This window comes from Clostridium perfringens (genome assembly GCF_016027375.1).
Classification (GTDB): Bacteria; Bacillota; Clostridia; order Clostridiales; family Clostridiaceae; genus Sarcina; species Sarcina perfringens.
In genome coordinates, this window is sequence record NZ_CP065681.1 from 168,825 (window position 1) to 195,583 (window position 26,759).

Below are 26,759 nucleotides of genomic sequence, written 5' to 3' on the forward strand. Positions count from 1 at the left end.
ATATGATAAGAGAAAAAACTAATAAAATCTCAATAATAGGTGCAGGATTCGTTGGTTCAACAACAGCCTTCGCATTAATGCAAGATGGATTAGCATCCGAAATAGTAATTGTTGATATAAATAAGGATAAGGCACATGCTGAAGCTATGGACCTAGCACAAGGTGCGGCATTTGTTAAATCTGTTGATATAAAATCAGGAGACTATGCAGATACAAAAGACTCTGACATAGTTATAATAACTGCTGGGGTTGGTCCAAAGCCAGGCGAAACAAGATTAGATATTATAAATAAAAACTTAAAAATCTTCCAAAGTATAGTACCTGAGGTTGTTAAATATAGCCCAAACTCAATACTTTTAGTAGTATCAAACCCAGTTGATATTTTAACTTATATAACTTACAAGCTTTCTGGATTCCCTAAAGAACGTGTTATTGGATCTGGAACTGTCTTAGATACTTCAAGATTAAAATATATGCTTTCAGAACATTTTGATATAGACGCTAGAAATGTTCACACATATATAATTGGAGAACATGGAGACTCAGAAATAACAGCTTGGAGCTTAACTAATATTGCTGGAGCAAATGTTGAAGAATATTGTAAAACAGTTTGCGCTAACTGCGATGGCTCCTTTAAAAAGGAACTTCCTGAAAAAGTTAAAAATGCAGCTTATGAAATAATAAATAGCAAAGGATATACAAACTATGCTGTAGCTCTTGCCGTTACAAGAATAGTTGAAGCAATCCTTCGTGATGAAAATGCTATTTTAACTGTTTCTTCTCTATTTGAAGGCCAATACGGAATTGATAATGTTTATTTAGCAATGCCTACTATAGTTGATAGAAGTGGAGCTAGACAAATTCTAGATGTCCCTATATCAAATGAAGAAAAAGAAAACCTAATAAAATCAGCCGAAATTTTAAAAGGTCATATAGCTAATTCTGAATTAGATTAGCATAAACTTTCAGGTGTAAGCTTTAATTTACTTACACCTGAAGTTTAAAATAAAAATTCAAACTATACTCTAAGCTTTAAGATTAATTAATGTTTAAATAAATATTTTTATTTAAACTTTCCATTACATTTATTAAGTATTTGAAATTAATTAATGTTCAAATAAATTTTGAATATTAATTAGCATCAAAGCTAACAAATTTATATTCCTTAATTACATAACCCTTTTAATAATAAAAAAAGAGTATAATACAATATTTTTATTGTATTATACTTTTTTTATTACTATTTATTAAAACTAAAATTAAGCAAAATAAAAAGACTATATGCACTTTCGGGATATTACATACAGTCTTTTTACATCAAAAGTAATGTGAAAATTTTATTTAATTATTTAAAATATTATTCTCTTGATTCTATATCAGCTTTTAATTCTTTAGCAAATTCTTTAGCATTTTCAGCTTCTTCTTTTATTTCTCTATCTAATTCTTTATTGATAGCTTTTCCTAATTTAGCAGCTTCTTTTTCATCTTCTTTGTAAGCTTTGCTATCTTCATCAAGAACTTTTACATCCTCTTCTATTTTATCAATCATATGAGCTTTTATGTCTTCTACGCAAGATTTTTCTACATCAGCCATAACTTCATTTTTTAATTCTTCTACTTTTTTACTCATTTTATAACCCTCCTAAAAACAAACATAATTAATGAACATTTTGTTAACATTGTTTGCAATTTAATTATATCACTCTTAGAAAGATAAATAAACACTTCTTTATAATAATTATTATTTTATCAATTTAAGCATTGTCTACTTAAAATTTATCACTATTTTATGGATAAAATTACATAAAACAAACTAATTATTTTTTTATATTATTAAAATAAAAAATAGATTAAAGCTTTTTCTACATAATATTATAAAAATTCCTTCTGTATATATTAATTTAACCTATATATCTTTTCTTCTATATCTAATAAATGCTACTACTGATGCGATTAAACACATTATTGTAGCTGAAAAAAATACACAATCTAATCCATATAAAAATGCCTCTTCATGGCCTGGTATATAATTTGTGACCTTATACCCTAGTCTATAACTCATTCTTCCATATAAGATTGTTGTTGCAAATGTAAACCCATAGGCCATAGCTAAATTTGAAACTAATGAGTTAACACTTCCTGCAATACCTAGTCTATGCTTAGGCACTTTTTCCATAACAAGAGCGTTGTTTGTTGATTTAAATATTCCATTGCCAACCCCCATAATAGCACAGCAAGTTCCTAAATAAATTAAAGTACTATTTATATTTATTCTTCCCATAAAGAAAAGAGCTACTGTTAATAAAGATATTCCTATTAATGAAATCAATCTTCCATTAAATCTATCAGAAAGAGAACTACTAAGTGGAGCAACTATTGATAGACATAGTGGGTAAATCATTAAAAATAATCCTGCATGTAAAGAACTCATTTGTAATGCTTGTTCTAAATAAAGTGGAATTATTATATTCATGCTGCTTATAGCTAAAAATGAAAGTGCTGAACACACTATACTTAGAGAAAATAGTTTAGTCTTAAATAAATTTAAATCTAAAACTGGTGATTCCACTGTCTTTTGCAAATATATAAATACTGTAAAAGAAACTATAGATACTATAAATCCTAACATTATATATTTATCTGTATAACCTAAAACTTCCCCTTTTGTTATAGATAACATGCTTGATACTATAAATATTGCAAATACTATTGTTCCTCTTATATCTATCTTTTCCTTTGAATTTGTCTCCATCTTAGGAAGATAAACCATTGAAAGTAAAAAAGCAATTATTCCAATAGGTACATTAATCCAAAATATAAGATCCCATCTTATAGAGACTAAAATACCACCTAATGCAGGTCCAACCATTACTCCCATAGCTACTGCACTAGCTGATAACCCCATTGCCTTTCCTCTCTCTTTTTCATTAAAGAAAGCTGTTATTATTCCCATACCAGTTGCCATTGCACAGGAGCCTCCAACCCCTTGAATTGCTCTAGACACTATAAGAAGAGGCAATGTCTTTGATAACCCACTAAAGAATGAACCTATTGTAAAAATTAAAACGCCGACTTTAAAAACCTTACATTTACCCTTTATGTCACCAATTCTTCCACAAAGTAATACTAAGGCTGATATAACCATAAGATAAGTAGTTACAATCCATTGAGTATCTAATATAGGCTTATTTAAATCATATGAAATTTTAGGCAAAGCTACATTTACTATGCTACCATCTATGCAAGACATGAAGGTCATAGTAACTACACAAAATAATATAGCCCATTTATTATATTTAACCTCTTGTGTATTTTCGCCCTTTTTCACTACATGTTCCATACACTATTCTCCTCTCATAATTTTACCTATATTATATATCCTTTTATTAATTTTTTTATTAATGACTTAATTAGCTTAATATATAAAATATTAAAAATACCCTATTAAATAATAAATTACTTAATATAAATATTTCTTTACATAACTTTATTTAAAAATATATATTAAAAATAAATTATCTAATAAATTTATTTTTAATAAAAATTATGAGATTTGTCTTGCCTACCTTAATAAGAAAATAAAAAAAAGAATGTATTAAAGGCAAATGTGAGATGCTTATCATAACAAGCTTAATCCTTTAATACATTCTTTTACTCTATAAAACTGTTTGAATTATTTAACTATATAACATATCTTAATTTATTTAATATCATTTGATATTTCAGTGAAGATTACACCTAAACCATATGCTCCTGCATCTGGATAACCAATACTTCTTTCACCTACTGTACCAGCTCTACCCATACGAGCTACTATTTCTTCTGTTTTCTTAGCTCCTAAAACTGCTGCTTCTGCTCCATTTTTAAATGCTTCTTTGAAACTTAATCCTTCTTCAGCACTATTTGTCCAAGAATCTGCACAAGGTACTAAAGCATCTATTAATGTTTTATCACCAACTACAGCTCCTCTTCCAAATGAACGCTCTCCAGTTTTTTGAATTCCTAATACTGCTTCTTGCATCATCTCTGCAAAATCTTTAACTGTTAATTCATCTTTGTTTATAACATTTTTGCTTGCTGCTCTGAAAGCTGATCCCCATATTGGACCTGATGCTCCACCACAGTGCTCCATTATAACTAATGAACAAGCATTTAAGAATTCTGATATATTTAAGTTTTCTATTTCTAATATATCTTTCCACTCTCTTTTAAGTATTCTAAATCCTTTGGCAACACTCATTCCAAAGTCTCCATCACCTGCATGAGAGTCTAATTCACAGAAAGGTACTTCATTATCAATTATTACTTCACTCATTTTATCTAATATGTAAATCATATTCTCAAGTGAAATCTTTTCGTCCTTTATTTCTTTGAATGATTCACAAGTTTCAACTTTATATGATACTGGAATTTCTTTTTCTTCAATTACTACTTCTTCATATTCATTCATATCCATATGATTACTAACTTTAAATGCTGGAGTATCACACTCATCTTTCATTAACTCTTTTAACTCATCATCAAGTTTCATTATTGATAATGAAGCTCCAGCCATATCTATACTTGTCATATAGTTGCCAACGAAGTTTTTACAAACTTTAATTCCTCTTTTATGTAATTCTCTAAATACTGAGTTGTTTAATAAATATAACTCTTGAAGAGGAGTAGCTCCAAATCCATTTACAAGTACAACTAATTCTTCATCTTTATAATCTAATTCATTTATAAGTTGATTAACCATTCTTTCAGCTAATTCATCTGCTGTAGCTATTTTTTCTCTACGAATTCCAGGCTCTCCATGTATTCCAACTCCATATTCCATTTCATCTTCACCTAATTCGAATGTTGGAGTTCCTTTAGCTGGAACAGTACAAGATGTGAAAGCAAATCCTATACTTTTTACACTGCTAGCAGCTTTCTCAGCTATTCTTTTAACTTCTTCTAAGCTATTTCCTCTTTCAGCAGCTGCTCCTGCTATTTTATGTACTAAAACAGTCCCTGCAACCCCTCTACGTCCTACAGTATAAAGACTATCTTCAACAGCTATGTCATCATCAACCTTTATGTAATCAACTTTTATTCCATCTTCTGTAGCAAGGTGAGCTGCATTTTTAAAGTTCATCATATCACCACTATAATTCTTGATTATAAGAAGTGTACCTTTATTGCTCTTAGATGCTTTTATCGCTTGATAAATCTGTATTTGTGAAGGTGAAGCAAATACATCTCCACATACAGCTACATCTAACATACCTTTTCCTATAAACCCTGCATGTGCTGGTTCATGACCACTTCCACCACCACTTATAAGTGTTACCTTATCTTCATTAATATCTTTCTTTTTAACAACCTTATACTTGTTTAAAAATTCTAACTCTGGGTGTGCCATAACCATTCCGTTACACATTTCTCTTACTAGTGTTTCTGCTGAATTCATTATTTTCTTCATGTTAAACTCTCCCTTGCTATTAAAATTATTTTCTATTTTTGTAGTCTTTACCTATCTTATCTGCTAATTTAATTGCTGATACTACTTCTGAAACTTCTATTCCAAATGGCATTGAGTAAATTGACTCTTCTGGTATACAAGCTTTTTCTGCAACTTCAAATAATTCTTCATCTGAAACTTCTGTTACACCTATATCTTCAAGACATACTGGAAGACCTATTTCTAAACAGAAATCTAAAACTTCATATAATTCTTCTTTTGGTGCATTTTCAAGAACTAATTGAGCTATTGTTCCAAAAGCAACCTTTTCTCCATGGAAATATCCATGTGTTCCTTCTAATATTGTTAAACCATCATGTATAGCATGAGCTGCAGCTAATCCACCACTCTCAAATCCTAAACCTGATAATAATATGTTTGTTTCTACTATGTTTTCTAAAGATTTAGTAACACAGTTACAATCACAAGCATCTTTAGCTTTCTTTCCGTCTTCTAATAATGTTTCATAGCAAAGCTTAGCAAGTGCTAATGAAGCATTTGTTCCGATTGCTGGTCTACATTTTTCTTCTCTTACCCCACATGGTAATCCCGCATTGACTTTAGTAAATGAACTTGATGTTGCTCTTGCTTCAAAGTAAGTTGATAAAGCATCTCCCATACCTGCTACTAAGAAACGAGTTGGAGCTTTTGCTATTACCTCTGTGTCTACTAAAACAACACTTGGGCTTGCTTTAAAGTATGCATAATCATCAAATGATCCATCTTCTGTATATAAAACTGCTGAGTGACTAGTTGGAGCATCTGTAGCTGCTATTGTTGGTACTACTATAAGTTTTTCACCTTCAGCAACACATTTAGCTGTGTCTAAAGCTTTTCCTCCACCAAGACCTACTGTACAATCACATTTCATTTCCTTTGCAAGATCTTGAAGTCTTTTAACTTCTTGACGTGAACATTCACCTTTAAATCCGCCTTCTACAAATTCAATGTTAAATTTCTTTGCTGTTGCATCTAATTTATCTTTAACTCTCTTTATATCTTCTGGATGAGCTATTAAAAGTGCTGACTTTCCGTAAGTCTCTACAAAGTAACCTAAATTAAGTAATTCATTTTCTCCTTGAACATATTTTGTTGGGCATATAAAAGCCTTTCTCATAAAATCATCTCCTCAATAAAATCATTTACTAAATGTTATGATGCTATTATAACCTCCCCTGCAAACTATTACATTGAAGTTTATTGATATGATATCGGACAATCATAACTTGTTCGCAAACATTTTCACAAAAACATAGGACTTTTGAAACTTTTACAGCAAACGTATTCAAAAAGTCCTATCCCCTCACAATTCAACTTCTTTTATATTCTAATCATTACAAAAATACACATATTTAAGTTTTAAATACAAATTATTAAAAACTATGATTATAAAATTGTAATAAACCTAAATATTATCAAAATAAATCTATTATTTTAAAAATCTTATTTTTACCTTATTTGATTATTTATTTTTAAAGTAATATATTAAAGACAAGGTTGTTGATGTTAGAAATTTTGTTCAAAGTACTGTTAAAAATTCGCTTAGTAAATTTAGACAAAATAATCTATTTACTAAGAAGTAGTCCACTTCTGTAAGTGGTTATAGAACAAAGAAATAACATCAGCAACTTTAAAATCTTATTTAATATTTATATAACACCTTAGAAATTAATCTAAGTTTGGAAGTGGTTAAGTTGAAAATTATATTTCATATTGATGAGCCTAATAAATGGCCTATGGTTTTAGAAAACTTAAAAAATGTATTAAACAATGCTAAGGAGACCAATAGAAAATATGAATTAGAAGTGTTAGCAAACTCTATGGCTGTATTTCAGTTAAGAGAATTGATAGCTAGAAATACTCATCTAATAGATAAAATTATTGAACCGGCTGAACAAGGAGTAGTTTTTGCAGTATGTAATAACTCACTTAATAAGTTCAATATATCTAAAGATGAATTGTTCTCTTTTTGTAAGGTAGTTCCTGCTGGAATTATTGAACTTGCTGAAAAGCAATCAGAAGGATATCTATACATCAAACCATAAAATTTAACATAACTCACTACCCTTTAAAAATTTCTAAAAACTCTATGCTATAAGGCATAGAGTTTTTTGCTTATATAAGACAAATTTTTATTTTTCCTAAAACTTAAGTTTTAAACCATAAAAAAATCACCCCTTGGGTAATAGGGATGATTTATTTATTAATTAGTTGTTGTTTATTTTTGTTGTTAGTTGTTATTAGTTGTTTTTAGTTATTTTAAAATTACAAACCTAAGGTTTTAATTTGGAATTTAAATAAAGTTCTTTAAGGGTTAATTAAAGCTTACTAAAATTCCTAAGTATTAATATATATTTTACTATATAAAATGAATTGATTTTTAACTTTTAGTTATTATAGTTGTGTATTTTTTAATTACAGTTAATTAAAACTGCAGATAATGTAAGTTTATTTCCTTATCTAAATAAGCTTCCACTTATTATTAATTTTTGAATTTCATTTGTACCTTCATAAATTTGAGTGATCTTAGCATCTCTCATCATTCTTTCTAATTGGTACTCTCTCATATATCCATTACCACCAAGCATTTGAATAGCTTCAGTAGTAACATGCATTGCTGCATCTGTACAAACTAGTTTAGCCTTAGCAGCTGATACTGAATAAGGTTTTCCTTCTTGTTTGTCCATTGCTGCCTTATATAACATATACTTAGCTTGTTCAATTTCAACTGCTAATTCAGCCATTTTGAAAGCTAAATATTGTTGTTTAAATAAAGGTTTACCAAATTGTTTTCTTTCCTTCATGTATTCTTTAGCTATTTCAAAAGCTCCTTCTGCTATTCCTAAGCCTTGGGCAGCAACCCCAATTCTTCCTCCATCTAGAGTTTTCATAGCTATTTTGAATCCATCACCTTCTTTACCAACTAAGTTGCTAGCTGGTACAACACAGTCATTAAATAGAACTTCTGAAACCTGTGCTGATTTAATACCACATTTATCTTCTATCTTTCCTATTGATATTCCTGGGAAATCTTTTTCTACAATAAATGCTGATAATCCTTTAGGTCCCTTTGTTCTATCTGTTAGAGCAAAAACTATAAATGTTCCTGATAAAGGTGCATTTGTTATGAAGCATTTAGCCCCATTTAATATATAATTATCTCCTTTTTTCTCAGCTACAGTAATAACTCCACCAGCATCTGAGCCAGCATTAGGTTCAGTTAATCCAAAAGATCCAAGCTTTTTACCTGAAAGTATATCTGGTAGATATTTTTTCTTAAGCTCTTCTGATGCATTACTAATTCCACCAGCACATAATGAAGTAGTTACTGATACTGCTATCCCCATAGATGCATCAACCTTTGAAATTTCTTCTATAGCTAAGACATATGAAAGATAATCTCCACCTGTTCCGCCGTATTCAGTTGAATATGGAAGTCCTATGACACCTAATTCACCTAACTTTTTATAAGCTTCTATTGGGAATGTACTATTTTCATCATTTTCAATAGCAAATGGTTTTAATTCCCTTTCTGCAAATTCTTTTACTGCTCTTTGTACGTCTAATTGTTTCTGTGTTAAACTGAAATCCATACCTTAATTCCTCCCAAAATTCTGTAATTATATCTAGAGTTACAACTCTTTAAATCATTTAATTCTAGATTAATTTCATTAATAATCTAAGATCTTACTATTTTTATTTAAGACCCATAAGCTTATCGTAGAATATTCTTTCATCCATAAGCTTAAGTGGTTCATCTATCTTAGGAACAAAGTCCATGTGAGCTAAAATGTCTTCTTCAAGGTTAACTCCTGGAGCAATTTCTGTTAAATGTAGTCCATCATTCCTTAATTCAAATACAGCTCTTTCAGTTATATACATAACTGGCTGATTAGTTTTATTAGCATACTCTCCACTGAAAGTTATTTGCTCAACATCTTCAAGGAATTTATTTGATTTACCTTCTTGAATTATATGAAGCTTTCCATCTCCAGTTTCTACTTTTAATCCTGAAGCTGTGAAAGTACCACAGAATATAACCTTTTTAGCATTTTGCGTTATGTTTATAAATCCTCCACATCCTGCTATACGAGGTCCAAATTTACTTACGTTTATATTTCCATTTTTATCAGCTTGAGCTAATCCTAAAAATGCTAAATCAACTCCACCACCATCATAAAAATCAAATTGATAAGGCTGATCTAAAATAGCATCTGGATTTATGCAAGCTCCAAAGGCAGCTCCCCCTTGAGGTACTCCTCCAACAGGACCAGATTCAACTGTAAGTGTCATATAATCTCCAATACCTTCTTCATTGGCAACAAGTGATATAACCTCTGGTATACCAATTCCTAAGTTAACTATTGTATCCTTTTTAAGCTCCATAGCTGCTCTTCTTGCAATTATTTTTCTTGCATTTAAAGGTGCTTTTTCTATGCTGCTTAATGGAATTCTAACTTCTCCTGTATAAGCTGGATTAAATTTCATTCCTAAACATTGTTCATGATCACATGGTTCAGCTAAAACAATTCCATCAACATATATTCCTGGAATCTTAACAAGTCTAGGATCTAAGCATCCCCCTGATACCACTCTCTCAACTTGTACAAAAACTTTTCCTCCGTTATTTTTACAAGCTTGAGCAATTGAAGTAACATCTAAGGTTGCCACCTCTCTATCTAAAGTTACATTTCCACATTCGTCTGCTGATGAACCTCTTAGGAAGCAAACATCTATTGGAAAGGATTTATAAAGAAGCTTTTCTTCTCCCTCAATCTCAATAAGCTTAACTATATCCTCTTTAGTAACTTCGTTTAACTTTCCTCCACTTATTCTAGGATCAACAAAGGTATTTAATCCTACATGAGTTATAGTTCCAACTCTCTTACCAGCTATATCTCTAAATAATTGAGCTAAAGTTCCCTGCGGCAAATTATATGCCTCTATTTCATTTTCAACAGCCATTTTTCCAAGCTTTGGAGCCATGTTCCAATGACCTGCTATTACTCTTTTTGTCATTCCTTTGTGAGCAAAATGATCTGCTCCACTTCCATCTCTATTTCCTTGTGCTGCAGAATACATCAAAGTTAAATTTCTTGGATGACCAGTTTCTAAAAAACGTTTTTCTAAAGCCTTAGTCAAGGATTCAGGGCAACAGCTAGCAACAAATCCTTCTGTCACTATAGTATCTCCATCTTTAACAAATTCCGCTACTTCACATGGTTTTAAAAAACTAACTCTTACCATACATAACAATCCTTTCGTGGGTAGATTAATATAAGTTACATAAACTTAATTGCTGTTTTAATTTTTATAAACTTATTAGAATTTTATATATTCAAAGTAGTCTTATTTATCTTTAAAATCAGCTTTTCTCTTATCAACAAAGGCATTCATACCTTCTAATTGATCTTCTGTTGAGAAACATAAAGCAAATAAATCTGCCTCATAGTTATATGCTGATTCAGTATCCATGTTTAAGCCATTATTTATTGCTGCCTTAGCTAATCTAACTCCTACTGGGCTCTTACTCATTATTTTATTAGCTAATTCTCTTGCCTTATCCATTAACTCTTCTGGCTCATAAACCTTATTAGCAAGTCCTATTCTATGTGCTTCTTCAGCATCAATCATATCTGTTGAGAATATAAGCTCTTTAGCTATTCCTTTCCCAACTAATCTTGGAAGTCTTTGAGTTCCTGCAAAACCTGGAAGAATTCCTAAATTAACTTCTGGTTGTCCAAATTTAGCTTTCTTAGAAGCTAATCTTATATCACAAGCCATTGAAAGCTCACATCCACCTCCTAATGCATATCCATTAACAGCAGCTATTACAATTTGTGGCATATTTTCTATATCTGAAAATACCTTCTGAGCTAATCTTGAAAAATCTCTTGCTTCCATTGAATTTAAATCTTTCATTTCAACAATATCTGCACCAGCTACAAAAGCCTTTTCCCCTGCTCCTGTTATAATTACAGTTTTTATATCTTTTCTTTTTGAAATTTCATTTATAACTTCACCAAGTTCAGTTATAGTTTGATTGTTTAAGGCATTTAATGCTTTAGGTCTATTTATAATTACCTCAGCAATTCCATTTGATTCATTAAAAATAATATTTTCCATAAAAACTCTACTTCCTTTCAACCCTATATATATTTTTTTAGATTTTTCCTGTTAATATAAATTTCTAAGTTTTAAATTTATATATTAAAGTAAATTAGGTATTTAATTTTCAGTGTAGTAATTTATTAAAATCAATAATTTTAAAAGGTGGTAATTTTTAAAAATCATTGTTTTTAGATGCTAAATAAAAATTATAATTAACAGGTAAGGAAGTTAGTTAATCCATAAAAGTTATTCCATGCTCATAAATTTAAGTGGCAATGCTAATAAGACTCCCCCTCCTACCATATTTCCCAATGTAACCCAAAATAAATTACGGAAAACAAGTGGTAAACTTACATCACCTGAAGAGAAATAAGTTATAGAGAATATTCCCATATTAGCAATGCTGTGTTCAAAACCAGCGATAACAAATGCAAATATACACCAGAACATAATTATTAATTTGCCTGTTTCAGATTTCATTTTTATTGTGCTTAGAAATGCTATACAAACCATGAAGTTACAAAGCATACCTCTTAAAAAGAGTTCAAGAGCAGGTAAATTAAGTTTTATATCAACTATACCTTTAGCATAATCCTTAATTAAATCCATAGATGCTCCACTCTTAACAAATAAAAACCCTAATAATATAGATCCTATAAAATTTCCTAAATAACTCATAAACCAAACTTTTAATGCCATAGTTAAGGTACACTCATTGTTGTATATCCCAATTGCCATGACTAAGTTGTTTCCTGTAAAGAGCTCTCCTCCAATAAAAGCAATAAGCCCTAATGCTAAAGAGAAGGTTGCAGCTACCATTATTCTTGCCATCTCTGGATATGAATTATTTAAAACCGCTCCAGTAGTATATGAAAGAATTATGGCTACTACTAAGAAAAATCCTGCAACTATAGCTCTAAAAAAATACTTTATAGGAGCTCTATCTGCAAACTTAAACTTATTAACTGCCATGTCTGAAATTAAATTTATATCTTTTTTTTGCATTTATTCTCCTTTATTTATATATATTATGTTTTTATTTGGCTGATTTTTATTTATTAGTTTAAATCACTAAAGTGCTAAGTAAAACTTAACTTCCTCAATGATAAATAACCATCTTTTAATTTAAAGTTATTAGATTTTTAATTTAAAAATGTAGGATGTAACCTTTAGACAATATTTCAAGTTTACCATGCTAAGGAGAAGGTTGAATTTTTACATTGATAAAAAACTATGAAACATCCTACATTAATAAGCAATTTATATAAAATACTCTTTAATCATATATATTAGGAAGCTCTTTAAAGTAATTGAACTTTATATTCAATATATTCTAAAGCTTCCTAATACAAAGATATTTATTGAGTATTAGGCGCCTATTTTATTAATTTATCATAACCTTCGTAATTAACCTTTACTAATTCTCCAGTCTCAAAAGACTCTTTACAAGCGTATCCAACAATAGTAGATAAAACGCCATCTTCAACAGTTACTGCTGGCTTTCTATTTTCTAATACGCAGTCAACAAATTCTTTAACTTCAGCTAAATATGCATCTTCGAATCTTTCTAAGAATCCCCCTGCACATTCCTTATTAACTCCTCTACTATCAAATACTGTAACTAAGTTTTTATCTGGAGTTGTTCCAATTCTTAATGTCCCTTCAGTTCCTATGATCTCAGTTTCTATGTGATAACCATGAGCACAGTTTCTTCCAGCAACAAGTAATGCCATTGTTCCATTTTTAAATTTAACCATAGCTGCCCCAGTTTCAGCATCATTTATTTCATCAAACTCCTTATGTCCATAAGCTCCACCTATAGCCCATAATTCATCTGCCTCTGAATCTAGATACCATCTAGCTAAATCTATATCGTGAATTGCCATATCTAAGAATAATCCACCGCTATAGCTATCTTTTGCAAACTTTAAGAAGCTTGGTAAAGCCTTAGCTGGATCTAATCCATAACATCTAACTAGTACAGGTTTACCTATAGCACCTTCTTCTATTTTTTTCTTAGCATAGGCATATGATTTATCATATCTTCTCATAAAACCTAACATAAATATTTGATTTGGATGTGAGTTAACTGCCTTCATAGCTCTAACTGCATCATCTAAATACAGTCCAAGAGGTTTTTCACTAAATACATGGAAACCTGCATCTAAAGCTTTTTCTATTTGTTCACAATGGAATCCTGATGGTGATGCTATAAATATAGCATCTAACTCTTTATTTTTTAACATTTCATCAAAGTCAGTATATCCATATGGAATATTCCATGCCTTTTGAACTTCATCAACTTGACTCTTATCTATTGAACAAACTGCTAAAAGATTAGCATTTGGAATTTTAAAAGCTAGGTTTTCAGCATGAGCTCTTCCTAATCTTCCTAAACCAACAATACCAAAATTTATCTTTTTCATTTTATCCCCTCCAAAACCATAATATCTAACAAAATTTTATTGCATTAAGGTTCATTCTTAACCCTTTATACCTTATATTTATTAACTTTAAGCTAATCCTATAGGTGAGAATAATAGATATATAAATGCCATAACAAGAACTACAGCTAATGATGCTGGTTTTGCATATTTCCAAGGAGTCATATCTATTAATGCCTTATCAGCTTGAACAAAATCTGTTTCTCTTGGTTTTATCTTACCTATTATAAGCATTACAATTACACCTATTGGTAGTAACACACCTAGTACATATAAGAAGTGTATATCTGATAAGAAGAACTTTGATAACGTATACAAAACAATGTGCACTACGAATACTGCTTTAGCAGCAAGACTTGGAACTCTCTTTGTAAAGAATCCAACTATTACACATGCTAATATTGGAACGTTAAAGTATCCATTACACTCTTGTAAGAAGTTATATAATCCAGATGGAGCGTATAGTATAAATGGAGCAACTATAACTGATATAATTGATACCACTATAATAAATTTTTGTCCTACTTTTACAAGTTGTTTATCTGAAGCCTCTGGATTTATGATAGGTTTGTATAAATCTAAAGTAAATAGTGTTGATGAACTGTTCATAGCACCATTTAATGAACTCATGGCAGCTCCAAATAAAATTGCTGCAAATATTCCTAATAAAGGTTTTGGTAATACATCAAGCAATAATGTTGGATATGCCATATCCGCATTTGGTAATGCATCTCCATATTTAGCAAAAGCTATGATTCCAGGGAATACAAGTATTGCTGGAGTTAAAACCTTAATTAATCCTGCAAGTATAGCACCTTTTTGAGCTTCTTTTAAACTACTAGCTCCTAATGCTTTTTGTACTATTGATTGGTTTGTACACCAATAGAATAAGTTATTAAATAATAATCCAGTGAATAATACAGGCCATGGAATTAATGGTGATTGTGCATTTGCTGGGTTAATAGCATTAAGCTTTTCTGGAGTTGCAATTATTATTTCAAATCCTCCAACAAAATCTCCATTTCCAAGTAATAATATTCCTAATATAGGTACTAAAAGACCTCCGATTAATAAGCCAATTCCATTTACAGTATCAGAGAATGCTGCTAGTTTCATACCTCCAAGAACTGTATATATAGCACCTACTACCCCTAATAAAAATCCAGTTAATGCTACAGCTTGGAATGTACTTATTCCTAATAAATCTGATATACCAAAAATCTGATTTAAAACTAGTCCACCTGAATATAAAACTGTAGGTATGTAAGTTACAACATAACTAACTAAGAATAAAATTGAAACTATTCTTTTAGTTGTGCTATCAAATCTCTCTTCTAAATAATCTGGGATTGTTGTGATTCCACCTTTTAAATATCTTGGTAAGAATATAAGAGCTAGTGTTATAAGTGCTACGCATGATGTAACTTCCCATGCCATTGGTCCCATATTGGTAGCATAACTTTGACCATTAAGACCTATGATCTGTTCAGTTGAAAGATTTGTAAGTATCATTGTTGCAGCGATTACAGGACCGCTTAATCCTCTTCCTGCTAAGAAATATCCTGTTGCTGTTTCTGTATTATCAGTGCCTTTAGCTTTATACCAAGCAATAGCGAATACAGCTACTAAGAATATTGCAAAACTCAAAAATATGAACATAAATTCTCCCCCTACCCTATTTTGTGGTAACAGCATAATTTAATTATGCTGTTACCTAAAATTCATTATTGACCAAATTTATTAAAGGTTAGTTTTTTCTTTTATATATTTTCTTGCTTTTATTGCATATTCTAATGGATTTGCTATTGCTGGATCTTGTTCTGCTTCTACTAATAAATATCCTTCATAGTTATTATCATCAAGAACTTTGAATATTGGTTCAAAATCTATATCTCCATCTCCAGGAACTGTGAATGCTCCTTTTCTTACTCCTTGTAAGAAGCTTAACTTGTCTCTTTTAACTTCTTCTACTTTTTCTTTTCTTATATCTTTTAAGTGAACATGTTTTACTCTATTTACGTATTTCTTTAATACTTCTAAAGCATCTTCACCTGAGTAAACTAAATGACCTGAATCAAATAATAAGTAAACTAAATTTTCATCTGTTAAGTCCATTAATTTATCTATTTCTTCAGTTGTTTGTACTACTGTACCCATATGATGGTGGTAAACAAGCTTCATTCCTTTTTCTTTTGCTAAAGCTCCTAATTTATTTAAACCTTCAGCAAGTGTTTTCCACTCTTCTTCATTTAAAACATATTTTCCATCAAATATTGGTGTTTCCATTTGACCTTGTATGCTATGTCCTTGTTCTGATACTACGATTACCTTTGCTCCCATAGCATTAAGGAAATCCCTATGTTCTATAAATGCTTTTTCAGTTTCTTCATATGGTTTAGTTGTTAAAAATGCACTGAACCAAGCACTTGCTATTTCCATATCTCTTAATTCTAAAGCTTTTTTAAGAACTTTAACATCTCTTGGATATTTGTTTCCAACTTCTGATCCTTTAAATCCTGCTAAAGCCATTTCACTTATACATTGTTCGAAAGTATTTTCTTTTCCTAAGTCTGGCATGTCATCATTTGTCCATGCTATTGGTGCTATTCCTAATTTTACATTTGAATTAAACATTCTCTATTCCCCCATTACCTTTGTATTTGTCAGAAAAGCTAACTCCCATTTAGCTCTTCTGACCAAAACTTATTTATACCTTTAATTTTTTATACCATTTTAATTCTCATTTTTAATATTAGTATTCTATTTTAACTGGTCTACCTTCTTTTAATGATTTAGTAGCAGCTAGTCCAACTAAAACTGAATATAATCCTTCATTAGCTCCAACTGGAACTTCAGTATCATTAACTAAGCAGTTTATAAACTGTTGCATTTCATTAACATAGGCATCCATGTATCTTTCTAAGAAGAAATATTTTGGTTTTTCTCCAACGATACCATCAACTGAAGCTATTGTAACTGTTGTATCTGAGTCATTATCAGCCATTACATATCCTTTTCCACCAAATACTTCAACACGTTGGTCATATCCATAAGCAGCTTCTCTACTATTATCTATTACACCTATGCATCCGTTTTCAAATTTTAAAGATATAATTGCTGTATCAACATCTCCAGCTTCTCCTATTTCAGGATTTACCATACATGCACCTTGTACATATACTTCTGAAATTCTACTTCCACTTAAGAATGCAGCCATATCAAAATCATGAATTGTCATATCTAAGAACATACCACCTGAAACTTTTACGTATTCTATTGGTGGAGCTTGTGGATCTCTTGAAGTAATTTTTATTATGTGTGGATTTCCTATTTTGCCTTCTTCTATAAGTTCTTTTAATTTAGCAAAATTGTGGTCAAATCTTCTATTGAATCCAACTTGATATTTTACTCCAGCTTTTTTAACAGCTTCTAAAGTTTTTTCAATTTTAGCAACATCGTAATCTATAGGTTTTTCACAGAATATGTGTTTACCTCTTTCAGCAGCTTCAATTGATATTTTTGAGTGAGTATCTGTTGATGAACATATTATTACAGCATCAATTTCTGGATCGTTTAAGATTTCCATGTAATCTCCTGTATAGTTTGGAATTTTAAATTCCTCAGCAGCTTTTTTAGCTGATTCTTCAAATACATCTGCTATAGTTTTAACTTGAGCTCCTTGTACTTTTTCTTGAATAGATTGAGCATGAATTCTTCCTATTCTTCCTGCTCCAATAACACCAATATTAATCATGACCATTTCCTCCATCATCTTTTAAAATTTAAATTTATTTTCAAAATAATATAAAGTAAAATTGCTTTAAATATTTTAATATCTTCTAGCGGCTTTTAAATTTTTCTCTTTGTTCTCAAACGCCTTATTTACACCATCAATTTTTGATTCTCCAGCTATTCCAACATGCCACCATGCATCATAGCCATCTGTCATTGTTTTTGGTAACACCTTTATGTCTATTAAAGTTGAAACCTTTTGCTTTTTAGCATCTTCTAAAGCTTCTTTTAATTGAGCTAAAGTTTTTACTGAATATGTTTTCAATCCATACCCACTAGCTACCTTAGCAAAATCTATAGGGATTAATCCCCCTTCTAACTTACCATTTTCATCTCTATATCTAAACTCTGTAGCAAGGCTTCCTATACCATTTGACATTTGTAGATTGTTTATACATCCAAATCCACAGTTATCAAATAAAAGTATATTTATCTTCTTTTGCTCTTGCATAGCTGTTACCATCTCTGAATGAAGCATTAAGTAACTTCCATCACCAACCATTGAGTAAACTTCTCTTTCTGGCTCTGCTAACTTAGCTCCTAATGTAGCTGCTATTTCATATCCCATACATGAATATCCATATTCCATATGGTATGAATCTCTAACATCTGTTTCCCACATTCTTTGAAGATCTCCTGGTAAACTTCCAGCAGCTCCAACTACTATGGCATCATCGTCTATTGTTTCTCTAATAACTCCTAAAGCAGCTGTTTGAGTGATTAAACCTCCTGTTAATACACTAAACTCTTCTATGCATCCTTCTCTCTTAGGTTTTATTAAAGCTTCAAAATTTTCATCATATTTAATATTTGTTAATCTCTTCATCTCTTCTTTCCAAGCTTTTTTAGCATTTACTATTTCATCTTCATAAGATGATTCATAGTTATTTGCTTCTAACATAGCTTGTAATTCTTCTATACATACCTTTGCATCACCTATTATCTTGTGAGCATCCATTTTTTCACCATGGAATTTTGATACGTTTACAGTTATAAAATCAACTTCTGGATTCTTAAATAATGATTTTGATGAAGTTGTGAAGTCTGAGAATCTTGTTCCAACACCAATTACTAAATCAGCATCTTTAGCAATCATATTTGCAGCAAGGTTACCAGTAACCCCTATACCACCTAAATTTAATGGGTGACTTGATTTAATAGCACTCTTACCTGCTTGTGTTTCGCATATTGGAATATTAAACTCCTCTGCAAAATCAACTAAAGCTTCCCCTGCTTCTGAGTATCTAACTCCACCACCACAAATTATTATAGGTTTCTTTTTATTCATTATTATATCTAATGCCTCTTCAAACTCTTCTTGTACAGCTAGAGGTCTAGTTATCCTATGAACCCTTTTCTTAAAGAAATATTCTGGGAAGTCATAAGCTTCTCCTTGAACATCTTGTGGTAATGCTATACAAACAGCACCTGTTTCAGCAGGATCTGTTAATACTCTCATAGCATTTATCATTGCTGACATAAGTTGCTCTGGTCTATTTATTCTATCCCAATACTTACAAACTGGCTTAAATGCGTCATTTGTTGTTATTCCTAAATTATAGGACTGTTCTATCTGTTGAAGTACAGGATCTGGTTGTCTTGTAGCAAATGAATCTCCTGGTAATAATAATAATGGTATATTATTCACTGTTGCTGTAGCTGCTGCAGTAACCATATTAGCAGCTCCAGGGCCAACTGAACTTGAACAAGCTATTATTTTTCTACGATTGTTTTGTTTTGCGAAAGCTGTTGAAACATGAGCCATACCTTGCTCATTTCTTCCTTGATAAACTTTAAGTTCACCTGGATTTTCATATAAAGCTTCTCCCAATCCAACTACAATACCATGTCCAAATATAGTGAATATCCCATCAACAAATTTTTCTTCTTTACCATCAAAAGAAACGTATTGATTATCTAAAAATTTTACTAGCGCTTGGCCTGTAGTCATTCTCATAAACTTCTCATCCTTCCTATTTTTCATCTAATAACCAAACATGAGCTGGATCATCAATTCTATCTGTCCAAGGGTTTCCATCTAAATGTCTTATCATCCAACAATAATACATTCTATATCCTGGAGCAGTAGCTTGTGGGTGTGTATATCCACCTTCTATTATTGCATATCCACCATCTTTAACTTTGTAAGCTTCATCGCCTATAAAGCAAGCTCCAAATCCTTGTGGCTTATCAAATTTATAATAATAAACTTCTGGTTGTGGATGTTCATGTGGAATATAGCTTGACCATCTTCCTGGATAAGAAACTATTTCCCCATTAACCATATTTGAATATGGTGCATTACTGTAATCAAAGAATGTTTTTATCTTACGAGCTGCAGTTCCATCCCATTTATCTAAAGATGATTCTTGGATTATTACATCCTCAGGTCTATACAGCTTAGCTAAGAATTCTTTATCATTTTCAGCTTTTTGAATTAATATCTCAGCCTCTTCTAATGCCTCAACTTTAACTTCTACATTCTTGCAAACATGTAGACAAAATCCCTCTTCTTCAAATACATTTTTTCTGCTAGCTTCAACCTCTTTATTTTCCCAAAGGTATTTTATTTTACCTTCCATAAGAAGTACTGCAACTTCCTTTTTAGGTTCTAAAATTACTATTTTATCACCTTTTTTCATTTTTATAACTTCTATATCCATTAGCATACTGCTATGCTTACCATTAATCTCTGTAACAATCTTTTTCCCATCTTCTGAAAAACCTATATTTTCTACCATAGTTATAACCTCCTTAGCTTCTAGCTACCATTTCTCCATACTCTTCTTTTTCTTTCTTTATGAATTCTTTAATAGCTTCTACTGTTGGCATGTCTTCTGAGCAACTATGACTTGCAACTAACATTGCTGCTGAGGCACTTCCAAACTCAAGAGCATCCATCATGTCCCATCCTTCTAAGATTCCATATATAAATGCTGATGCATAAGCATCTCCACCTCCAAAGGATTTTAAAAGTTTTACTGGGAAAGGTTTTATTCTATATGCTTTTCCATCTCTAGTATAAGCTGTAGAACCATCTTTACCATGTTTGATTACTACTATCTTATTACCATAATCTAGCCATCTTTTAGCGGTTTCTTCATCAGTGCTATCCTTAGCTATTAAGCCTTCCATTAGATCAAACTCTTCTCTTGATCCCATTATGATATCACTTTCTTTTCCTACTATTGAATAGTAAATTGCTATTTCATCTTTATTTTTCCAATTATATTCTCTGTAATCAACGTCAAATATAACAACTGTTCCATTCTTTTTAGCAAGTCTTAAAGCTTTTAATGCAGCCTCTCTTGAAGGACTCATTGCTAAAGCAGTTCCTGAAATAACTATAGCCTTTGTATTTTTAATATAGTCTTCGTCAATATCATCAACGTCTAATTGTAAATCAGCTATACCATTTCTATACATTAAAATACTACTTTCTGTAGGACTTAATATTTCTGTAAATGTTAATCCTAAAGATTCACCATTTTTAGCCTTACTTATTTCAGATACATCTATTCCCTCTTTTTTGAAGTAATTTACTACAAACTCTCCAAATCTATCATCTGAAACTTTTCCTATAAATCCAACCTTTTTTCCTAATCTAGCAAGTCCAACTGCTATATTTGCAGGAGAACCCCCTAGGTACTTATTGAAATTCCTACTTTCTGATAATGGTTTGTGAATATCTGTAGGATTAAAATCTATTGCTACTCTCCCTACTGGGACAATATCAAATTTTCTTTTCTCATCAAATTCTATATATCTCATACTAACCCATCTCCTAAGCCTTATTTACACTTTCAAAAATATCCATATGCTTCTTTACATTCTCGTAAGCTCCCTGAACCTCTGTAGCTTGAAGTGTGAAATAGTCTTTCTTTTCATTATCTACGTATAATTTTCTTACAGACTCTTCAACAGAATTGAAGGTTGCAGTTGCAATGTTTATTTTTCTTATTCCTTTATTTTTACACTCTTTAAAGTCCTCTGGTGTTATTCCTGATCCACCATGTAGAACTAATGGTGTTTCGATGTTTTCTCTCAAATTCTCTAATACATCAAATCTAAGTTTTGGAGTTCCTTTATATACTCCATGAGCATTTCCTATAGCTACTGCTAAAGCATCAACTTTAGTCTCTTGAACAAACCTTTTAGCGTCTTCTACGTTAGTTACTTTCATCTTTATATCTTCACTACCATCTTCACTTCCGCCAACTTGTCCAATTTCAGCTTCTATAGCCGCTCCATATTTATCTGCTAATTCTTTTACCCTCTTAGTTATCTTAACGTTTTCATCAAAACTTAAATGAGATCCATCTATCATTACTGATGTAAACCCAATCTTTAAAGCCTTTTCTATATTCTCTAAGGTCAAGCCATGATCAAAATGAACTGCTACTGGCACCTTAGCATTTTTTGCAGCGCTTACCATTAAAGGTCCGATTAATTCTAATGGGGAATTAGTTAATCTAACCTCAGCAATCTGAAGAATCATCGGGGAATGCATTTCTTCAGCTGCTTTTAAAGCACCTTTAACCATTTCCATGTTTGCTATACTGAAACTTCCCACTGCATAATTTTCTTCTCTTGCAGCATCTAAAAGCTCAGTCATCTTTACTAATGCCATAATTTATTACCTCCAAAGATTATTGTAGATTTTTATCACATCATCAACTTCAATAATCTTTCTTGTATTACTTGGACTTCCGCTTTCCATAGCGTCAGCTGCCATTTTTTCTATATTATCAAAGAACTTAGTTTTATCTACTCCAAACTCTTCTAAAGTTGGTATTTCTAATTTAACCATTAATTTAACCACTTCATCTATAAATGCTTTTGCGGCCTCTTCATTACTCATATTATCATTAGCTATATTTATTTCTTTAGCTAGCTGAGCAAATCTATCATAAGCACCATCTACTACATATGTGAAACAAGCTTCTAAAAGCATTGCATTTGATAATCCGTGTGGTACATGGAATAAAGCTCCTATTGGTCTACTCATTCCATGAACTATTGTAACTGAAGAGTTATTAAATGCTATTCCAGCTTCTAAAGCTGCAATTGACATCTCTTCTCTTGCTTTTAAATCCTTTGGAGTATCAAAAGCTATAGGTAAGTACTTAAATATTCTTTTTACAGCTGAAACTGCAAAACTATCTGAAAGTGGCTGTGCCTTTCTAGATGTATAAGCCTCTATAGCATGGGTTAAAGCATCTAATCCTGTAGCTGCTGTTATCTTAGCAGGTGCTGTCATTGTAAATCTTGGATCTACTATTGCTAAGTTTGGTAATAAGTTAGCTCCTTTTAAAAGCATCTTAACATCATTTTTAGTATCTGTAATTATTGTAAATTGAGTAGCTTCTGAACCTGTTCCAGCTGTAGTTGGTATTACAGCAAATGGTGGAAGTTCTTTTTCTATTTCTCTCCCCATATAATCAGATATCTTACCTTCGTTTGTTATCATAGCTCCAATGGCTTTAGTGGAATCTATTGGACTCCCTCCACCTAAACCAATTAGAAAATCACATTGATTTTCTTTATAAAGCTTAATTCCTTTTTCTATCATAGTATCTGTAGGTTCACTATTTATTTCATTGTATAAAACGTGCTCAATATTCTCACTATCTAATACCTCTGTCAAAACCTTTACATTACCTAGATCAGTCATTACTTTATCAGTAACTATTAAAACCCTCTTACCAAAACTCTTTAAATACGCTTTACTTTCATTTAAAGCATTTTCACCTGAAATAATACGTTTTGGCATAATAAATTGATTCGCCATTTAATCACCTCTCATGAGTTAACGTTTACTATTTGTTTTCTGTTTGTTTTCTTTATGTTTTAATAATACCAACTTAACCATAACATGTCAATAACTTTTTCATATATTTACTACAAATATAATCATAATTTACGAAAAATATAACCAAAAGTTACTCATATATTTTCACAATTGCTCTTCCTTTTACTGAAAAATTCGTTTATAATAGAATCACAAAGCCTATGAAAGGAGATGAACACTTGTTGCAGTAGGTATCATTACAATAAATTGCTGTACTAAATCCAGATTAATCACATATAATATTTTGAGTTAATTTTAGTTTATATTGATTATCTTCTTAGTATTTTTTATTTGTTAATCATGAAATTAAAGCAATACCTTTAGTATAAACTCTATATATTATAAATAGATTAAATTTTATACTCACTAATTAACTAAACTTAATATTATTGATAGAATATTACGGGCAACAGGGAAAGATATGCGTTCAAAAAGAATAGACCTAGTAGAAAATTACATTATTAATCACAAAACCGTATCAATTGACAAACTATGTGAAGTGTTTGATGTATCAAAAAATACCATAAGAAGGGATTTAAGTGTTCTAGTTGAAAAAGGAACCATAAAAAAAGTCTATGGTGGAGTGACGGTTAATGAAAATCAAGAGTTAGTATCTTTTGAAGAAAGAAATGTTAAAAATAGCAATTCAAAATTAGCTTTAGGAAAGGCTGCTGCTGAATTTATTGAAGATGGAGATAGCATCTTTTTAGATTCTGGTACAACAACAGTTAATATTATCGATTTCCTAAAAGATAAAAAAGATATAACTATTTTCACTAATAGCGTTACAGCTATATGCAAAGGAATTCACTACAATAACTTAAATATAATTTGTTTATCAGGAATTCTTAACAGAAAAACTCAATCTTTTACAGGCTTACATAGCACAGATATATTAAAAAGTTATAATATAAATAAATGCTTCATGGCTTGTACTGGTATTTCACTAAAAAGAGGAGTTACTAATTCTACTAAAGAAGAATTTAAAATAAAGAAAACTGCAATCTCTAGAAGTGCTGAATGTTTCCTTTTAGCTGATCAATCAAAATTTGATCATGTTTCTTTAATGACTTTCTGTGAAATTAATGATTTAAATTGTGTTATAACAGATGCAAAACCTAGTGATGAATATATTGAATACTTTAATGATAATAATGTAGATTTAAAAATTTGTGAAAAAGTAATTTACTAAAAAAATAGGGATACATAATTGTATCCCTATTTTTAATGTGCTCATAAATTATCTAAAAGCATAATTTTCTATAACTTTATTGCTACTTTCTAAGCTACAGTAAGCTAAATATCCATTTTACATTAAACTTTTAAGCTAATATTTTGATTTAGCTATAACTTTTAGATTAGGGAGGTGCTACTTAAAGCACCTCAATATTTAAAAATCTTACTTCTAAAATCTATTCCCCTCTTCCCAAGAATCGAAGAAGGTAGATTTAAAAATCACTAGATTTTAGATTTAAGATTGTAGCACAAGTCTACTATTAAGTTGTGTAATTTTAGAATTTTTATTCATTAAATTATTTAAACTTCTTATATTATTTATCATATTCATAATGGTCAATATTGTTCAAAGTAATTACTTCAAAATTTTCTCCATTCCATTCAACCTCATTATAACTAGCTTGATGAAATATAGGATAATCTATTATTTTGCTTTCCTCAAATTCATTTTTAAAGTATCCTATTAAATATCTTACACACATTCCATGAGTAACTATTAAAATGTCCTTATCTTCATTATTTTTTACTATATCATCTACAGTTTTAAATAGTCTTTCTGTAAAATCTTTTATATTTTCTCCTTCAAAACTCTTATAAGAAAATGGTTTATTGAATAGATTATCTAATTCATTTACGTATTCATCATGACTTTTTATCTCTTCAGTGGTCATTCCTTCCCACTTTCCAAAACTTATTTCTTTTAATCCTTCAACTTCTTCAACCTCAATATCCTTATCACCTTTTATTAAGTATGCAGTTCTCTTTGCTCTTTTTATAGGACTTGTAAAAATCTTATCTATTTTAATATCATTAAATTTCTTTCCTAATAACTCTGCTCTTTTAACTCCATTTTCAGTTAACTCAGAATCCTTCCATCCTTGAAATCTATGCTCAAGATTCCATAAAGTTTCCCCATGTCTTGTGAAATATATTTTCATATTAAAAATACTTCTCCCTTCTATTCCTCTTATTTATACATAAATTTTATCTATGCTTAAAAATCCTTTAAGACAATCATCTTTAACCAATAACCATCTATTATCTTTGCAAAATAAAAATAGTTATTTACTTATTTGTATTAAGAAAATTATACTTAAAAAGATTATTTAAAATCATAAGCAGTTAACTCTGTAATAATTATATACCTTATATTAAAAATATCATAATAAAAAACTTTTTATTCATAAGTAAAAAGAGATACCTTTACGGCATCTCTTCTAATAAGGAAGTAATTAAATTTTTAATTTATAAAGCGTGTAATTTTTATATCTTATTTAAAGTATCTGTTTAATAATCCAGCGAAAGCTTTTCCGTGTCTAGCTTCGTCTTTACACATTTCGTGAACTGTGTCGTGGATTGCATCTAAGTTTAATTGTTTAGCTAAAGTAGCTAAATCTTTTTTACCTTGGCAAGCTCCATGCTCTGCATTTACTCTTGCTTGTAAGTTAGCTTTTGTATCAGCTTCTACAACTTCTCCTAACATTTCTGCGAATTTAGCAGCGTGTTCTGCTTCTTCGAAAGCTATTCTTTGGTAAGCTTCTGCAACTTCTGGGAATCCTTCTCTATCAGCTTGTCTTGACATAGCTAAGTACATTCCTACTTCTGTACATTCTCCTACAAAGTTAGCTTGTAATCCTTCGATTATTCTTTCATCTACACCTTTAGCAACTCCGATTCTGTGCTCATCTGCAAATGCTAAGTCTTCTCCTTGTTCTACGAATTTGTCAGCTCCAACTCCACATACTGGGCATTTTTCTGGTGCTTTTTCTCCTTCATAAACATATCCACATACTGTACAAACAAATTTTTTCATAATCTTATTCCTCCTACAAAACAA

At 30.6% G+C, this 26,759-nt stretch carries 22 protein-coding genes; 3 read left to right on the forward strand and 19 right to left on the reverse strand.

Features of this window, described 5'->3' with window-relative positions:
- The first annotated feature begins 2 nt into the window (after positions 1-2).
- Positions 3-956, forward strand: a complete 954-nt coding sequence (locus tag I6G60_RS00970; protein ID WP_003448546.1) for an L-lactate dehydrogenase — start codon at positions 3-5, stop codon at positions 954-956.
- Positions 957-1,357: 401 nt separating this feature from the next.
- Here the strand turns inward: I6G60_RS00970 and I6G60_RS00975 are convergent, their stop codons facing one another.
- The 4 genes from I6G60_RS00975 to I6G60_RS00990 all read right to left on the reverse strand — a co-directional run bounded on the left by I6G60_RS00975 (position 1,358) and on the right by I6G60_RS00990 (position 6,605).
- Positions 1,358-1,630: a hypothetical protein gene (locus tag I6G60_RS00975; RefSeq protein ID WP_003448587.1), complete on the reverse strand. Its 273-nt coding sequence runs from the start codon at positions 1,628-1,630 to the stop codon at positions 1,358-1,360.
- Between the two features lie 276 nt (positions 1,631-1,906).
- Positions 1,907-3,340: an MFS transporter gene (locus tag I6G60_RS00980; protein ID WP_096071762.1), complete on the reverse strand. Its 1,434-nt coding sequence runs from the start codon at positions 3,338-3,340 to the stop codon at positions 1,907-1,909.
- 360 nt (positions 3,341-3,700) lie between these two features.
- Entirely contained in the window at positions 3,701-5,449 is a 1,749-nt protein-coding gene (dhaK, locus tag I6G60_RS00985; RefSeq protein ID WP_003470051.1) for a dihydroxyacetone kinase subunit DhaK, read from the reverse strand.
- A gap of 25 nt (positions 5,450-5,474) precedes the next feature.
- A complete protein-coding gene (locus tag I6G60_RS00990) occupies positions 5,475-6,605 on the reverse strand; it encodes a glycerol dehydrogenase (RefSeq protein WP_003448555.1) in 1,131 nt (376 codons plus the stop codon).
- Positions 6,606-7,173: 568 nt separating this feature from the next.
- Between I6G60_RS00990 and I6G60_RS00995 the strand changes: the two genes are divergently transcribed.
- Positions 7,174-7,533, forward strand: a complete 360-nt coding sequence (locus I6G60_RS00995) for a DsrE family protein (protein WP_223932417.1) — start codon at positions 7,174-7,176, stop codon at positions 7,531-7,533.
- A gap of 411 nt (positions 7,534-7,944) precedes the next feature.
- Here the strand turns inward: I6G60_RS00995 and I6G60_RS01000 are convergent, their stop codons facing one another.
- The 13 genes from I6G60_RS01000 to I6G60_RS01060 form a co-directional block, all read right to left on the reverse strand.
- A complete protein-coding gene (locus I6G60_RS01000) occupies positions 7,945-9,081 on the reverse strand; it encodes an acyl-CoA dehydrogenase family protein (RefSeq protein ID WP_003459936.1) in 1,137 nt (378 codons plus the stop codon).
- A gap of 103 nt (positions 9,082-9,184) precedes the next feature.
- Positions 9,185-10,735, reverse strand: a complete 1,551-nt coding sequence (locus tag I6G60_RS01005) for an acyl CoA:acetate/3-ketoacid CoA transferase (protein ID WP_003479887.1) — start codon at positions 10,733-10,735, stop codon at positions 9,185-9,187.
- A 102-nt stretch (positions 10,736-10,837) separates the two neighbouring features.
- Positions 10,838-11,614, reverse strand: coding sequence for a short-chain-enoyl-CoA hydratase (locus I6G60_RS01010; RefSeq protein ID WP_003466021.1), 777 nt, complete (start codon positions 11,612-11,614; stop codon positions 10,838-10,840).
- Positions 11,615-11,845: 231 nt separating this feature from the next.
- Positions 11,846-12,604, reverse strand: a complete 759-nt coding sequence (locus tag I6G60_RS01015; RefSeq protein ID WP_003466036.1) for a formate/nitrite transporter family protein — start codon at positions 12,602-12,604, stop codon at positions 11,846-11,848.
- A gap of 371 nt (positions 12,605-12,975) precedes the next feature.
- Positions 12,976-14,025 (reverse strand): Gfo/Idh/MocA family oxidoreductase, encoded by a 1,050-nt coding sequence (locus I6G60_RS01020; protein ID WP_003459929.1) that lies wholly within the window; start codon positions 14,023-14,025, stop codon positions 12,976-12,978.
- 87 nt (positions 14,026-14,112) lie between these two features.
- Entirely contained in the window at positions 14,113-15,702 is a 1,590-nt protein-coding gene (locus I6G60_RS01025) for a solute:sodium symporter family transporter (RefSeq protein WP_096071764.1), read from the reverse strand.
- Positions 15,703-15,783: 81 nt separating this feature from the next.
- A complete protein-coding gene (gene iolE, locus I6G60_RS01030; RefSeq protein ID WP_003459953.1) occupies positions 15,784-16,677 on the reverse strand; it encodes a myo-inosose-2 dehydratase in 894 nt (297 codons plus the stop codon).
- A gap of 118 nt (positions 16,678-16,795) precedes the next feature.
- Entirely contained in the window at positions 16,796-17,797 is a 1,002-nt protein-coding gene (iolG, locus tag I6G60_RS01035; RefSeq protein ID WP_003459931.1) for an inositol 2-dehydrogenase, read from the reverse strand.
- Positions 17,798-17,872: 75 nt separating this feature from the next.
- Positions 17,873-19,792 carry a 3D-(3,5/4)-trihydroxycyclohexane-1,2-dione acylhydrolase (decyclizing) gene (gene iolD, locus I6G60_RS01040; protein ID WP_003459928.1) on the reverse strand — a complete coding sequence of 640 codons (1,920 nt, stop codon included), beginning with the start codon at positions 19,790-19,792 and terminating at the stop codon, positions 17,873-17,875.
- Positions 19,793-19,808: 16 nt separating this feature from the next.
- Positions 19,809-20,576, reverse strand: a complete 768-nt coding sequence (locus tag I6G60_RS01045; protein WP_003448549.1) for a 5-deoxy-glucuronate isomerase — start codon at positions 20,574-20,576, stop codon at positions 19,809-19,811.
- Positions 20,577-20,589: 13 nt separating this feature from the next.
- The gene (iolC, locus tag I6G60_RS01050) at positions 20,590-21,606 is read right to left on the reverse strand and encodes a 5-dehydro-2-deoxygluconokinase (protein ID WP_003448561.1); all 1,017 of its coding nucleotides are present in this window, start codon (positions 21,604-21,606) and stop codon (positions 20,590-20,592) included.
- Positions 21,607-21,619: 13 nt separating this feature from the next.
- Complete coding sequence (locus I6G60_RS01055) at positions 21,620-22,465, reverse strand: class II fructose-bisphosphate aldolase (RefSeq protein ID WP_011590051.1); 846 nt, start codon at positions 22,463-22,465, stop codon at positions 21,620-21,622.
- A 6-nt stretch (positions 22,466-22,471) separates the two neighbouring features.
- Positions 22,472-23,626, reverse strand: a complete 1,155-nt coding sequence (locus I6G60_RS01060) for an iron-containing alcohol dehydrogenase (RefSeq protein WP_003459942.1) — start codon at positions 23,624-23,626, stop codon at positions 22,472-22,474.
- A gap of 481 nt (positions 23,627-24,107) precedes the next feature.
- Here I6G60_RS01060 and I6G60_RS01065 point away from each other — a divergent pair, with 481 nt between their 5' ends.
- Positions 24,108-24,878 carry a DeoR/GlpR family DNA-binding transcription regulator gene (locus I6G60_RS01065; RefSeq protein WP_003448606.1) on the forward strand — a complete coding sequence of 257 codons (771 nt, stop codon included), beginning with the start codon at positions 24,108-24,110 and terminating at the stop codon, positions 24,876-24,878.
- Positions 24,879-25,236: 358 nt separating this feature from the next.
- On the opposite strand, the gene I6G60_RS01070 is transcribed toward I6G60_RS01065, so the two are convergent.
- Together I6G60_RS01070 and I6G60_RS01075 are read right to left on the reverse strand one after the other, a co-directional pair.
- Positions 25,237-25,860, reverse strand: coding sequence for a histidine phosphatase family protein (locus I6G60_RS01070; protein ID WP_003459940.1), 624 nt, complete (start codon positions 25,858-25,860; stop codon positions 25,237-25,239).
- Positions 25,861-26,192: 332 nt separating this feature from the next.
- A complete protein-coding gene (locus tag I6G60_RS01075; RefSeq protein WP_003472992.1) occupies positions 26,193-26,735 on the reverse strand; it encodes an NADH peroxidase in 543 nt (180 codons plus the stop codon).
- Positions 26,736-26,759 lie beyond the last annotated feature (24 nt).